Origin of the sequence: Emticicia oligotrophica DSM 17448, from assembly GCF_000263195.1 — a bacterium.
Classification (GTDB): Bacteria; Bacteroidota; Bacteroidia; order Cytophagales; family Spirosomataceae; genus Emticicia; species Emticicia oligotrophica.
Genome location: NC_018748.1, coordinates 386,758 through 400,237 on the forward strand (window position 1 = coordinate 386,758; position 13,480 = coordinate 400,237).

Sequence of the window (13,480 nt, forward strand, 5' to 3'; positions counted from 1 at the left end):
ATTTAGCCGAAAATCCGCTACATTCAATTGAATATGAAAAAAGCTATTTTACTATTTTATCTGAGCATAATTGTTCAAAATATTTTCGCACAAACCCAAAGTGTTAGTTTTCGTTTCATTGATAATACTCAAAAACCTATCATTGGTACGAGCGTAAAGCTAATCAATAAAGCTGATACAAATAAAATTCAATATGGTATTAGTGATACTTCGGGTGTGGCCAAGTTTATTACCAAAGCGGGGCAATATACACTAAAAGCAACATCAATCGGCTACAAAAATCTTGACCGTTTAATTAGTATCAATGCTAAATCAAGCTCTTTTGAATTAGTCATGCAGGATGATGCTAATGCTTTAGCCACCGTGACAGTCGTAGCTCAAAAACCTTTGGTTAGCCAAGAAGATGATAAAACAATTATTGACCCAGAGCCAATTGCCAGTAGTAGTACGAGTGCTTATGAAATCATGGAGAAAACTCCCGGCTTATTTCTCGACCCCGATGGCAATATTTATATCAGTAGCACCTCACCAGCAACTATTTATATCAATGGCCGTGAACAAAAAATGAGTTCGGCTGATATTGCTACTATTTTAAAAACATTACCACCAAGCAGTATCCAAAAAATTGAGATATTACGCTCACCATCAGCCAAATATGATGCTGCAAGTTCTGGTGGAATAGTAAATGTAGTGCTAAAAAAGGGAGTAAAAATCGGTCGAACGGGTAGTGTAGTGACTGGTATGAATCAAGGTCGTTATGGAAATCAATTTCTTAGCCTCAATCTAATGAATAATGATGGGCCTAAAAACTCTTATTTCAATTTAAACCTAACGAATCGTAATTCGTATGACCAAATTGAAACGAATAGAAAACTTAGCGAAAATACATTTTTAGCCCAAAAATCTTATGCCACCTCCCCTGCAAAGATTTTTTATTCTGGCTATGGATTTAGCTATGATTTAACAAAAAAATGGACTATAAATTTTGATGGAAGAGGCTCGTATAACGATAGCAGGTCTGAATCAAGTAACGAAAATTTAATCAAAACTATTGGTACAGAAGCCATTCGCTCACAAAATCAGAATGATGTACGAAACAACACACATAACCTCATCTTTAATCAAGGGTTTTCAACTAAATATAAAATAGATAGCATTGGTTCAGAACTTACCAGCGACTTTTCTTATAATTTTCTTTCGAACCAAAATAAACAAAATTTTAGTAATCAATTTATATCTCCCGCTCAAGAGCCATTCTTTGGCAATGGTGATATTCAAACACAACGCCAGTCATTCATTGGACAAATTGATTTAAAGTTTAAAACAGCTCAAAATATCATTTTTGAAAGTGGACTAAAAACTTCACTCTTATGGTTTAAAAATACAACCGAGTATTTTGCACGCTCAAATGGATTACAAACACTTGATGTGACACGCACGAGTAAATTTGATTATGAAGAGGCCATTCACGCAGGATATGCCCAAGCATCAAAAAATCTTCATTCAATTCAAATAAAAGTTGGTGCAAGAGTTGAAAATACCAATATGTATGGGCATCAAAGAATTCCCAAAGATACTACCTTTAAAATCAATCGTATTGATGTTTTTCCTTATGCTTACTTGAGTAGAAATATTACAAAAATCGCGGGTTTTGACCTAACGGGTTACCTTATTTACAGGCGTTCTATTACCCGACCCGTTTATGATTACCTCAATCCTTCACCAAGATACATTGACCAATTTCTTTATGAAGCAGGCAATCCAAGCTTAAAACCACAATTTACCGAAAACTACGAAGCTAATATTAGCGTCGATAATCGACCTATTTTTGCTTTTGGGAAAAACTATACCCGAGATATTTTCACAAATGTAGTTTACCAAAATTCCGAAAACCCGAGCATTGCCTTTCGAACCTATGATAATTTGGGTAAAAACGAAGAAACTTACTTCCGATTACTGGGAGCTATTCCACCGGGTAAAAAATATTTCTTCGTAGTTGGTACTCAATACAATCATAATAAATACGATGGGCAGTATCAAAATAAACCCTTGGCTTTTAATCGCGGAAGTTGGTCGTTTTTTACATTCCATCAATTAAAATTCAGTGATGTTTCGAGCCTAAGTATGAATGGTTTTATACGTGTAAAAGGTCAATTACAGTTTTATGAATTAAGTAATTTTGGTAATTTGAACCTTAGTTACAATCATTCGTTTTTATCGAAGAAGCTTTTATTGTCATTATCAGTTAATGATATTTTCTTTACGAATAATAATCGTTTTACTCTTAATCAAGGTACAATTTCGGCCAATGGATTCAGAAAATCTGATACTCGTCGTGTTGGTTTCAATTTAAGGTATAATTTTGGCATCAAGAAAAAAGAATCTCAAAATAATATGATGAATTTTGATACATTAGAAAATAATTCAAAGTAAAACTTTAAACAAATGAGTTATAATATTCAAGTTTATACAGCCCAAACAATGGTTGCCGAAATGGAAGCCGAATCGGAAGAGTTTTTTGATAATGATAAAAATTTGATTCCATTTACCGAAAAACAAAAAGCTACGCTCAAAGAACGCTTGATAAAATTTGGATTTGAGTTGGCTAAAGAAGATAAAAAAGGCATCAGTTTCAAAAACGAACAATTTGAAGGAATGAGAGCGATTCTAACCAACGGTGGTTTATACATACGCTCTAGCTTCGATGATGCCTTTGAAATTGGCATGTTGGCCTCAGAATTAACAGATACTGGAGAATTCGCTAAATATGACCCACAAGCCGACGGTTGGGAAGTTTTAGGAGAATAAATTTCAGAACGCTATTGAGATTTCAATGGCGTTTTTTTATTGCTTTTTCCCTAGTCAAGGTTTAGTATCAGACAAGAATATTTCATCAAATCAATTATTCGAATATATTTGTATCTACCCTAAACAATCAATCTACAAATGAAAAGATTTCTTCTTTTATTCTTATCTACTTTGGCTCTCACGGCATTTGGACAACAAGCCAATGAAAAACTAAAAATTGTAATTGATGAATATGAAAATTTTCAAAAAATAGGCTATAATAATAAACCAACCGACTCGCTCGGAACGGGTATTTTAGGAGACGTTTCACTTGAAAAATACGAGAAAAACTACAATGCTTACAAGGGTTTTCTAGCAAAAATCAATCAAATTGAAGTTTCAAAATTAAACCGAACCGAATTAATTAACCTAGAACTTTTGAAGTTCCTACTACTTGAAAATATCAATGAATTTGAATTTGATGCACACTTAAATCCACTTTTGGCAGATGCAGGCTTTCACATGGGCTACGCTTCAATGATGAGAAATGCCTCACCAAGAAATCTACAAGATTATCAAAGACATATTCAAAGGCTACGTGATTTTCCAAGATATGTTCAACAACACATAGATTTAATGCGTTTGGGAATTAAAAAAGGGATTGTACAGGCTCGTGTAATTTTTGATGGATATGATGGAACCTATAAACCTTACATCGTTGATTCGCCCGAAAAAAGTGAGTTTTATGCACCATTTACTAGATTTCCGAGTACTTTTAATGAAAACCTCAAACAAAAACTTACCGCTGACGGAAAAGCAGCTGTAATGGAAGCATCGAAAGGTTTTAAGCTTTTTTCTGATTTTATGGATAAAGAATACATTCCTGCTGCTCGAACTAAAGAAGGGATTTCAAACTGCACGAATGGCAAAGCTTACTACGAAATGTTGGTTAAATATTATTCAACCATGCAAATGAGTGTTGAAGAAGTGCATAAAAAAGGCTTGGAGGAAGTTGCTCGAATTAGAAAAGAAATGGAAGAAGTAAAAGCTCAAACGGGTTTCAAAGGAGATTTTAAAGCATTCCTGACTTTTCTACGAACTGACCCTCAATTTTATGCCAAAACTCCACTCGAATTGATGAAAGAGGCATCATACATTGCCAAACAAGTTGATGGGAAATTACCTGCATATTTTGGCAAACTACCTAGACAATCGTATGGTGTAGAACCTGTTCCTGCCGCAATTGCTCCTAAATATACAGGAGGAAGATACAGCCCCTCATCACCTGAAAGCTACCGAGCGGGGCATTATTGGGTTAATACCTATAATCTTCCGAGCCGACCACTTTATAATTTAGAAGCTCTTACTCTACATGAGGCTGTTCCAGGGCATCATTTACAAATAGCTTTGAATTATGAGTTAGAAAACGTACCTGATTTTAGAAAAAGGCTTTATCTCTCGGCATACGGTGAAGGTTGGGCATTATACACTGAGCATTTAGGTGATGAAATGGGTTTTTACAAGAATCCTTACAGTAAATTTGGCAAATTAACCTACGAAATGTGGCGAGCATGTAGATTAGTGGTCGATACTGGCATTCATGCTTATGGCTGGGGGCGTCAAGAGTCGATTGATTACTTAGCCAATAATACAGCTCTTTCGCTTCATGAATGTACAACCGAAACTGACCGCTATATTTCTTGGCCCGGACAAGCCCTATCCTATAAAATTGGCGAACTTAAAATCAGAGAACTAAGAAAAAAAGCCGAAACAGAATTGGGCGAAAAGTTTAATATTCGAGACTTCCACGATGCTGTTCTTTCGGAAGGAACGGTTACTCTTCCCCTACTCGAACGAATCATTGATGATTATATTAAGCAAAAGAAGTAATAATTCGTCTTTAAAGAGTAGTAGTCAAACGCTACTACTCTTCGATTCTTAAAACATAAATGTACAGTGAATACTTGTTTGCTGATTAATTCTAGATTCTTTATTTACTAGATTCTGAACAATAGGCTTTTGAAAAATAAAACCTGCTGAATAACGCTTGTAATATAACTCTATACCCATATTAGCCATCATTAACCAACCACCCGTAAATCTATTTTTGAGCCCATTCTTGATATCTTGTCCAGAATATTCGACCATTGTACCTACATTGGGCATCATAGTAAATCTACCAAATTTTGCAGCGTAAAAAGCCATCAATGAACCATTCGTTCGATTGGCAAACTTGTAGCCATTCGAATTTCGAGTATTTAATTTGTGACTTGCATCAGCATTTATCCCCCAACTATGGTACCGAAGCGTATAAATAGCATTTAAGACAAAATCAACACTACCTGTTCCTAACTGAAAATTCGCATTTGCTCCTTCTTCGCCTGTATCTTCGTATTTATACTTTCCTGTTGGAAGTTTTAGCCCTCCTCCAATCAATAAGTTTTGATTTACCTGATGGTTGGTTGAATCCCAAAAAGTATTGAATACATTATAATGCATTATCATTGAAGCATCGCCCAATCCTTCTATTCGGGCAGTACGGCCACTTAGCGTTGTTTGCTTATTCGAATTATAAGGTAGAAAAACCAATAGCTGGGTTTTCATAAAAGGATAAAAACGCCCCCAAAGTTCAGTGGTCTGATAATGCTCTTTGGTTTTCAAAACCTGACTATTCAAATGCGAGTCAAAGTCTTTGAAACGATAACGTACTCCTACAAATCGCATATTCGATTGGGGCAAAATTCCAAAAAAAGAGCCACTATTGGCACAGCCACACATATCACATGCTGATGCTGGTAAATAACCAATCATCAATACCCAAAATAATATTTTTTTCATTTTCTGATTTTATATATTACTGACTATAAACAGATTATATGTATTCTATAAACCTCTTTAGGGACTAAACTTATAATCTATTGAATACCAAATCGTTTATTTTTCAGAAAATCATTATCTGTTAATGTTTTCAAAAAAGCGATTAACTTCTTTTGTTCATCAGCCGTTGTTTGAATCCCTAATTTTGAGCCATTTTTCAACGAAGTATCTAATGTTGGAGAATCAACAATTCCATCGTTATAATGATTTAACACAGCCTCAAGTGAATAAAAACGTCCATCGTGCATATAAGGGGCCGAAACCTCAATATTTCGTAAACTTGGTACTTTAAACGTATATTCGTCCTTGCGGTTTTGTGTAATTCTACCTCGACCCGTATCATCTAAATTATAAACAGGCAAACCGTTATTTCGATAACTTTGGTCGGTAAATAATTCACCCGAATGACATGATGCACATTTTTGCTTAAAAACCTCCAATCCTGCCAATTCATCCTCAGTTAAAATTCCTCCTTGCTCTTTTCTTACATATTTATCGTAGCGTGAATTGGCCGAAACCAAAGCATTCATAAATTGTGAAAGAGCTTTCAAAAAACGTTCAGTTGTAATCTCCTTACTTCCATAAGCTTTCTGAAAAAGCGTAGCATACTTTTCTTTTTTTCGTAGCTTTTCTAAAACATTGCCTAATTTTTCATCCATTTCTAATGGATTTTCAATGGGTGCGATAGAAAATAAATCCAAATCAAAAACACCGCCATCCCAAAAAAACTCTTTTTGAAATGCCATATTCTGTATCGGCGGAGCATTTCTGACACCTTTCAAATTATCAATTCCATGACTTACATCATGCCCATGATGTGTAAAGGCATAGGCTTGATTATGACAATCAGCACAAGCAATTGAGCCATCTCTCGATAAATCACCATCATTAAAGAGCTCTTTCCCAAGTTCAAATCCAGCAACCGACATTGGATTTTTATCGAAATTATAAACCGGTGCAGGAAAATTGGCAGGTTTAGTAAAAAGTTGTTCTGGGCTAATATCTTGGGAGTTATCGCTGTTACACGCAACTCCCAAATAAACAACGCTACTAACCAACATAGATAAATTCTTAAATTTCATTAGTCGGCATCGTTATGAACATGGTCAACAATATAAGCTTTGGCATAATTTGCCGAAACTGTCAAACCAGCAGCCGGAGCCATAATGACACTTGATTTTGCCAAACTAATGTTGTTTACAGCACTAAACACTTTCGTCACATCAAAAACAACATGAATAGCTGGAGCAATATCTTTACGAACAGTGGCTGGTGAAGGCAAATTAAATGATAAGGATTTTAGATTATTTGGCGTTACTGATGATTTACCCCCGAAACCTCCAATGTGAAATTGATATAATTTCTGCCCCCCTGAATTTGCCGCAGCAGCACTTGAAATACCTTCCATTTTGAAGAAAATATATCCTGAATTCCAAGACCAATACATATTATCAGTGCCATAAGAGGCGGGGTCAAGTACGCCAGTTCGTTGGCTAATATCTGCAATAGATTTTAAGCTATCTACGCCAATAGTGTAAGCTAAGCCTGTATAATTAGCAGCAGGAACGTCTTTTAAAGTCACATTCAAAGAATTAGCATCTGCTTGGCGAACCAAGAAATATTGGTCTGGAAACTTCACAACTTCGCCATTATCTTTTGTCAAAGAGAGATTTGAAACAAAATAATTTAGCGTAGTAACAGTAAAGTCTTCGCCAAGAGCATTGGCATATTTAGTTGAGCCTAACACTAATTTTTGGTCACCCATGCGGTTATCAAACTCTATTGTCAATGAATTTTTGTCATTTGGTGCAATTTCGTCTTCTTTTTGACATGAAATAATCAATACGGTTATGAATATGGCTAAAAATAATTTTAATATATTTTTCATGATATTGTTTCGGTAAAATTTAGAAAATAGTATTCTATTGATTGTAGTTTTTAGTTACAATCAAGAATAAATAACTGATAATCAGACACTTGTTAAAGCAAGAAAATAGGCATGCTCTTATCTACTCAAAATATTGATAGATAGAGACAAGTAAAAAAACTACTTCAAAATCTGATGAATAGACACGATGAATCATTAAAGCACAAAAAACTGGCTTAGATGATTTCAATAATGATGTAGAAAATTTTAACCGAAACAGGGAGGACGAAAAAGAGAACTAATGAGCGTAGAATAGTGGCTCATCTGATAAAAGAAATTGTTTTGAACAACGTTAGATACACTCCTGAATGTCTGTGTAAATACAAAGTTTTCGTGGTGAAAAGTTTCTTCTAAAAGCTTTTTGAAACTTTGCTCTTGGCGGTCAGCCTCTTTGCTTGCTTTATCTTCGGCTATTTTGTGGAGCTGTTTGGCCAAATAGCATTTACCATTACATTTTAGTTCTGGTTTAAAGCGATTTTCACAGAGATTCTGAATAATGTATTCTTTGTTCAATTCAAAGTCAAGATAAACCACAGGCACTACCAGTATTCTTACACTGGTAAGCAAAAGCAGAAATACTGCTAAGCTGCGTTTTGAACTTGCTATTAAATTCATGCAGCAAAGCTAAGCTTCGAATTATCAATCAGCAATGATTTTCATCATTTTTTAATTGTAGCTACTAAAATTTTATTTTCAAAGACGGTTCCAATCAATAATTTATCACCCCAAACAGCTCCAACACTAGAGCCCGAAACGGGCTTTCCATCATTCAAATAAATGCTTTCAACTGTAAAATCACCTTTTCCACGATACATAATTTTCTTAATTTCAGAAGGTGATAATTTTGAATGGTCTTTCGAGTGACCTAAAAACGCCAACAATTTTGGATGACAACCAACCCATAAATGGCCATATTCGTCCAATTCAATGTTATCGGCTCCATCAATCATGATTTCATCTGATTCAGTCAGCTTTCCAGTAGAAAAATCTCGGTCATACACTTTAATCTTGCGACCAGAAGTAGCTGCTACAAATATTTGTCGCCCATCTAAACTAGGTGTAATACCATTTGCATAGAGAAATCCATCGGCCACAATTTTGGCACGCTGCCCATCATAGTAACAAACATTACCCATTGGCACTTGAAGCAAATCTTTTTTATCACGCCACGATGATTTAGGCTCGTCATGGTCGTTTGTTACATAAAATGCGTGTTCTCCAACTGCAGTAACATCATTTGGGCTCACAAACAAAGAACTCGATATACTTTCTAAATGATTAAGTGTGGAATCTGTAAAATCAAAAACTTCAATATAATTGCCTTTCTGACGATGATTCACCACAAATAAACGTTTTTGTCCATCAATAGACTTATATAAACTTATGCCATGAGGATGAAAATCAAAGCCTAATTTATCAGTAAGATTAATAGGTTTGGGATTTGCCTCTTTTAGATTTAGTAAGAAAATAGCCCCTCTTTTAGAAGCATCTCTAAAATTATTTGAAGAAATTAAAGCTAAACCTTTTGAGTCATCAATAGTAATATCTTCAGCTCCAGTAAATCCATTAACTTCAGCTATGACACCGTTGAAATGAGGTTCAATGGCTTTAAATGCACCTGCATTGTAAAGCGTCTTTCCAATAAAAACAATAAGAATAGCAAAAAGACCTAGTGAAATTTTAAGCCAAAGTTTCATAATTTGTGGTAATCAGTTGAGGACATCTCTTATCAAACAAAATTTTGACAAGAAGTTATCAGGTTTATAAGTTTAATAACAGGTAATTCTTTTTATTTCAAAAGTATCTCATGAAATCTAAAGACACGAAAATAATTGACAATGTTGCATGAGTATTTTTAAACATCACAAATACTTACACCTTGCTTTAATGAAGCCAACTTATCTGCTCTTACTGGAATAAACTCTTGAGCAACGAATCCCTTAAAACCAGTATCTACGATAGCATTCATAATAGCAGGATAATAAATTTCTTGCGTTTCATCTATTTCATGTCTTCCCGGAACACCACCTGTATGGTAATGGGCGATGTATTGATAATTCTCACGAATTCGGCGGATAATATCACCTTCCATAATTTGCATGTGATAAATATCGTATAGTAGTTTAAAATTATCAGAATCTATTTTTTTGCATAATTCCACGCCCCAATCAGTGTGGTCACACATATAATCAGGATGGTCAATTCTGCTATTTAATAACTCCATTACGAGCGTCACTTTTTTCTTTTCGGCATAATGTAAGATTTTCTTTAAACCTTTTGCACAGTTTTTTAAACCATCCTCATCATCTAGATTTCTTTCACGATTTCCCGAAAAGCAAATTAAATTCTTAAATCCAGCCTTGGCAGTTTCGTCAATCAAATATTTATACCAATCTTCAAGGCCTTCGTGATTTTCTTTTTTATTCCACCCCTTCGTAATTCCCCATTCTTTTCCGATACCCGATACCATCGCACAGGTGAGGTTATACTTTTTGACTGTAGCAAATTCTTCAACCGTAAGTAATTCTACTGACTGTAAACCAATATTTTTCGCAGCTTTACAAAGTGCATCTAATTCAAATGTATTATAACACCAACGACAAACCGAATGATTAATTCGACCTTTCAGGACAGCCCCCATAGCTTCGTCAGCAGCATTTAATCTTGAATTTATTGCTCCGCTTAGGGCAACTGTAGTAGCAGCACCAATTATTTTTCTCATAGCATTTCTACGTGAAGTTGGGTTTTCCATTAATGTAAAAAACCTATATTAAGGGAGGATTTATAAGTAAATAACCTTTTTCACAAATTGTCTGTAATTTAAGCAAAAAAAAAGATTAAAACTTATGAAAACATAATATTTTTTCAAGTTATACGTATAAGCTACTGACATAGGAATTTTCCTAAATTATCTCCCAAAACACTTTCATACAATGAAAAACTATTCAAAAATCATTGCTTTGCTGTTGACTATTTCGTTGGTTACCACCTCTTGTTTCAAGAAAATTAAAGAAGAACTACTACCATCTGGTTCAGCTACACTCATCGCCAATGGTACATCAGTTGATTTAGGTACTCCTACCGCTATTACTGCACTTGGTGTAGTTACGATTGAAGCCAATAAAAATAAAAGTGGCTATACCATTCTACTAAATAAAACCGATATTAAAGCAGGAAAAGTGTATGATTTAAAGAGTTCGACTGGCGTTTTTACCTTTTTTCATGAAGGCACTTACTATTCGCCCAGTACAGGCAATTTAGAAATCACCAAATTCACTGATAATAAGGTAGTTGAAGGTAAATTTAGTTTTGATGGAAATGCAGTTGGTAATACCAGTAAAAAAATGACTGCTAGTGGCTACTTTAGCATAAACATTATCTTTTAAATCTTTAAAAAATCATAAAGTAAGGTCCAACACCTAAATTAAAGCCTTAGCGTTAGTTGCTAAATCAAGAAATATAATGCACCAATTTACCAAATAAATTTTCTTGGGAGTTGAACGGTGCTACAAGTTTAGGTGTTATCTTTCTGACAATAATAATTATGATGCTCATGAATAAAGAATTTTTCCAGCATATCTTCGATAAACACCAACAAGCTGAGCCAGTACCTCCAACTAAAGAAATTGCAGCGTGGGCTTTGCGAATTATTCGTTTATTGTTTCCTGAGCAAACTAAAGAATATTTTCGTTCGGGTGAAGAAATTGAAATTCAGTTTAAAAACCTTGAACTTGAATTAAGAAATATCCTGCTTTCAACATATCAATGCAAAGATTGCAATGCAGAGTGGAAAGCTCATGAGTTTATCGAAAGAATTCCAGAAGTTTATCGACTCTTAAAGACTGATATTCAGGCGATTATTGAAGGTGACCCTGCCGCTAAAAGTGAATTTGAGGTAGTTAGAGCCTATCCAGGTTTTTATGCTATTTCATTTTTCAGACTCGCTCATGAACTACATAAACTTGGCATTTCGCTTTTGCCTCGTATTCTTACCGAATATGCCCACTCAAAAACGGGTATTGACATTCATCCCGGAGCCGAAATTGATGAATATTTCTTTATTGACCACGGTACGGGTATTGTAATTGGCGAAAGTTGTGTGATTGGTAAACACGTAAAACTTTATCAAGGAGTAACGCTTGGAGCATTAAGTGTTGAAAAAACCTTGGCAAATACCAAACGCCATCCCACAGTAAAAGACCACGTGGTTATTTATTCTGGAGCAACTATTTTGGGGGGAAATACCATCATTGGTGAACATTCAATTATTGGTGGTAATGTTTGGGTAACTAAGTCAGTTCCCGCCTACTCTACTGTTTATCATAAACCAGAAATAAAAGTTGTTGAGCGTGTAATGGAGTAATATTTCAGTCAACAGTTTTTAGTTGGCAATCAATTGTAGAGCATTTTAAATTATAAATTTTCATTAACCATTAGAAATGGCCACAATTATTGACCTTGTGGGTAATACCCCACTCGTTGAATTACAAAAACTAAATCCAAATCCAAAAGTAAAGATTTACGGAAAACTTGAGGGAAATAATCCAGCAGGAAGTGTAAAAGACCGCCCTGCATTGAATATGATTAGAAGTGCCGTGGAGCGTGGTGATATCAAACCTGGCATGAAACTCGTAGAAGCTACCAGCGGAAATACTGGTATTGCTTTAGCCATGATTGCTCGTTTATTTGATTTGGAAATTGAACTTGTGATGCCTGCAAACTCTACTCGTGAGCGAACATTGACGATGGAAGCTTTTGGGGCAAAAGTTGTATTGCTTGAAAATATTGAAAAATGCCGCGATTATGCCGAAGAAAAAGGAGCATCGGGTGAATACTATTTATTGAATCAATTTGCCAATCCTGATAATTATTTAGCTCATTATAAAACAACTGGCCCAGAAATTTGGAATGATACCGACCAAAAAGTGACACATTTTGTGAGTTCGATGGGTACAACTGGTACAATTATGGGCACTTCTATGTTCTTGAAGGAAGTAAATCCTGCTATCCAAATTGTGGGTTGTCAACCAACTGAAGGTTCTTCTATTCCAGGTATCCGTCGTTGGCCAACCGAATACTTACCCAAAATTTTCGATCCAAGTAGGGTTGACAGAGTAATGGATATTTCGGAAGCTGAAGCTACCGCAATGGCACAAAAATTAGCTAAAACAGAAGGCATTTTTGCTGGCATGAGTTCGGGGGGAGCCGCTGCGGCAGCAATCAAATTGGCTCAAGAATTAGAGTCGGGCGTAATTGTATTTATTTGCTGCGACCGTGGCGATAGATATTTATCAAGTAATTTGTTTGGGTAAAACCCTGTAAATAAATATAAAATCCCGAAGAGAAGATATTTTAAACGATATCATTTCTTCGGGATTTTTGGTTTCTGTATTTATGCTTACTCACATTTAACCTTTAGCAAGGTTTCTTTAAACTGAGCTTTTGCTGGGTTTTTCATAATCAATTTTCCATCTTTTCCTTCCACCAATTCTCCATCTTTAATCAATAATTTATCTCCATCTAATTTGAAAATCTTTTCCTCAGATTGACTACTACCTTCAATTTCATAATTATAATCTGCCACAATTTCTCCGTCTACAACTTTACCTTTCAATGTTCCGATTGCTCCATCTTTTTCCCAAGGGAGCCACTGCATTTCGCCCGAAACCTCATCTCCGTTGATAACTAATTTTACAGCAGTAACATCCTGTCCATCTTTCAGTTCAAAACAAAGTGCTTCGGAAGCTGGTTGAGCCGTTGCAGCGGCAACTGTATCGGCCACTACGGTCGTTGAATCGGTAGTTTCAGTTTTATTTGATTGGCAAGCAGCTAATGCCAAAAGAGCAATCAATGAAATTTTCTTCATGTTAGGTTTATTTATGGTTGTTT

At 35.2% G+C, this 13,480-nt stretch carries 13 protein-coding genes; 6 read left to right on the forward strand and 7 right to left on the reverse strand.

Annotation, left to right across the window (positions count from 1 at the left end; genetic code table 11):
• The first annotated feature begins 33 nt into the window (after positions 1–33).
• From EMTOL_RS01750 to EMTOL_RS01760, 3 genes are all read left to right on the forward strand, one after another.
• Positions 34–2,433 carry a TonB-dependent receptor gene (locus EMTOL_RS01750; protein ID WP_015027541.1) on the forward strand — a complete coding sequence of 800 codons (2,400 nt, stop codon included), beginning with the start codon at positions 34–36 and terminating at the stop codon, positions 2,431–2,433.
• A gap of 12 nt (positions 2,434–2,445) precedes the next feature.
• Positions 2,446–2,808: a hypothetical protein gene (locus tag EMTOL_RS01755; protein ID WP_015027542.1), complete on the forward strand. Its 363-nt coding sequence runs from the start codon at positions 2,446–2,448 to the stop codon at positions 2,806–2,808.
• A gap of 138 nt (positions 2,809–2,946) precedes the next feature.
• Entirely contained in the window at positions 2,947–4,677 is a 1,731-nt protein-coding gene (locus EMTOL_RS01760; RefSeq protein WP_015027543.1) for a DUF885 domain-containing protein, read from the forward strand.
• A gap of 48 nt (positions 4,678–4,725) precedes the next feature.
• On the opposite strand, the gene EMTOL_RS01765 is transcribed toward EMTOL_RS01760, so the two are convergent.
• The 6 genes from EMTOL_RS01765 to EMTOL_RS01790 form a co-directional block, all read right to left on the reverse strand.
• A complete protein-coding gene (locus EMTOL_RS01765; protein WP_015027544.1) occupies positions 4,726–5,625 on the reverse strand; it encodes a transporter family protein in 900 nt (299 codons plus the stop codon).
• Between the two features lie 77 nt (positions 5,626–5,702).
• Positions 5,703–6,746 carry a cytochrome-c peroxidase gene (locus EMTOL_RS01770; protein ID WP_015027545.1) on the reverse strand — a complete coding sequence of 348 codons (1,044 nt, stop codon included), beginning with the start codon at positions 6,744–6,746 and terminating at the stop codon, positions 5,703–5,705.
• Complete coding sequence (locus tag EMTOL_RS01775) at positions 6,746–7,552, reverse strand: MbnP family protein (protein ID WP_015027546.1); 807 nt, start codon at positions 7,550–7,552, stop codon at positions 6,746–6,748. The genes EMTOL_RS01770 and EMTOL_RS01775 overlap by 1 nt, the downstream gene beginning before the upstream one ends.
• Before the next feature lie 246 nt (positions 7,553–7,798).
• A complete protein-coding gene (locus tag EMTOL_RS21575; protein ID WP_015027547.1) occupies positions 7,799–8,206 on the reverse strand; it encodes a hypothetical protein in 408 nt (135 codons plus the stop codon).
• Positions 8,207–8,250: 44 nt separating this feature from the next.
• Entirely contained in the window at positions 8,251–9,288 is a 1,038-nt protein-coding gene (locus EMTOL_RS01785; RefSeq protein WP_015027548.1) for an SMP-30/gluconolactonase/LRE family protein, read from the reverse strand.
• Between the two features lie 158 nt (positions 9,289–9,446).
• Positions 9,447–10,343 (reverse strand): hydroxypyruvate isomerase family protein, encoded by an 897-nt coding sequence (locus EMTOL_RS01790; protein ID WP_015027549.1) that lies wholly within the window; start codon positions 10,341–10,343, stop codon positions 9,447–9,449.
• A 181-nt stretch (positions 10,344–10,524) separates the two neighbouring features.
• Here EMTOL_RS01790 and EMTOL_RS01795 point away from each other — a divergent pair, with 181 nt between their 5' ends.
• The 3 genes from EMTOL_RS01795 to cysM all read left to right on the forward strand — a co-directional run bounded on the left by EMTOL_RS01795 (position 10,525) and on the right by cysM (position 12,903).
• Positions 10,525–10,977 (forward strand): hypothetical protein, encoded by a 453-nt coding sequence (locus tag EMTOL_RS01795; protein ID WP_015027550.1) that lies wholly within the window; start codon positions 10,525–10,527, stop codon positions 10,975–10,977.
• A gap of 167 nt (positions 10,978–11,144) precedes the next feature.
• Positions 11,145–11,954: a serine O-acetyltransferase EpsC gene (epsC, locus tag EMTOL_RS01800; protein WP_015027551.1), complete on the forward strand. Its 810-nt coding sequence runs from the start codon at positions 11,145–11,147 to the stop codon at positions 11,952–11,954.
• Between the two features lie 76 nt (positions 11,955–12,030).
• On the forward strand, positions 12,031–12,903 hold the full coding sequence (cysM, locus tag EMTOL_RS01805; RefSeq protein ID WP_015027552.1) for a cysteine synthase CysM: 873 nt from the start codon (positions 12,031–12,033) through the stop codon (positions 12,901–12,903).
• Between the two features lie 86 nt (positions 12,904–12,989).
• Here cysM and EMTOL_RS01810 read toward each other — a convergent pair whose 3' ends face one another.
• Positions 12,990–13,457 carry a hypothetical protein gene (locus EMTOL_RS01810; RefSeq protein ID WP_015027553.1) on the reverse strand — a complete coding sequence of 156 codons (468 nt, stop codon included), beginning with the start codon at positions 13,455–13,457 and terminating at the stop codon, positions 12,990–12,992.
• Positions 13,458–13,480: the final 23 nt, after the last annotated feature.

Coding starts and splice junctions, on each gene's coding strand:
- cysM (WP_015027552.1), top strand. CDS start 12,031: ATGGCCACAATTATTGACCTTGTGGGTAATACCCCACTCGTTGAATTA.
- EMTOL_RS21575 (WP_015027547.1), bottom strand. CDS start 8,206: ATGAATTTAATAGCAAGTTCAAAACGCAGCTTAGCAGTATTTCTGCTT.
- EMTOL_RS01785 (WP_015027548.1), bottom strand. CDS start 9,288: ATGAAACTTTGGCTTAAAATTTCACTAGGTCTTTTTGCTATTCTTATT.
- EMTOL_RS01760 (WP_015027543.1), top strand. CDS start 2,947: ATGAAAAGATTTCTTCTTTTATTCTTATCTACTTTGGCTCTCACGGCA.
- EMTOL_RS01810 (WP_015027553.1), bottom strand. CDS start 13,457: ATGAAGAAAATTTCATTGATTGCTCTTTTGGCATTAGCTGCTTGCCAA.
- epsC (WP_015027551.1), top strand. CDS start 11,145: ATGAATAAAGAATTTTTCCAGCATATCTTCGATAAACACCAACAAGCT.
- EMTOL_RS01790 (WP_015027549.1), bottom strand. CDS start 10,343: ATGGAAAACCCAACTTCACGTAGAAATGCTATGAGAAAAATAATTGGT.
- EMTOL_RS01770 (WP_015027545.1), bottom strand. CDS start 6,746: ATGAAATTTAAGAATTTATCTATGTTGGTTAGTAGCGTTGTTTATTTG.
- EMTOL_RS01765 (WP_015027544.1), bottom strand. CDS start 5,625: ATGAAAAAAATATTATTTTGGGTATTGATGATTGGTTATTTACCAGCA.
- EMTOL_RS01755 (WP_015027542.1), top strand. CDS start 2,446: ATGAGTTATAATATTCAAGTTTATACAGCCCAAACAATGGTTGCCGAA.
- EMTOL_RS01750 (WP_015027541.1), top strand. CDS start 34: ATGAAAAAAGCTATTTTACTATTTTATCTGAGCATAATTGTTCAAAAT.
- EMTOL_RS01775 (WP_015027546.1), bottom strand. CDS start 7,552: ATGAAAAATATATTAAAATTATTTTTAGCCATATTCATAACCGTATTG.
- EMTOL_RS01795 (WP_015027550.1), top strand. CDS start 10,525: ATGAAAAACTATTCAAAAATCATTGCTTTGCTGTTGACTATTTCGTTG.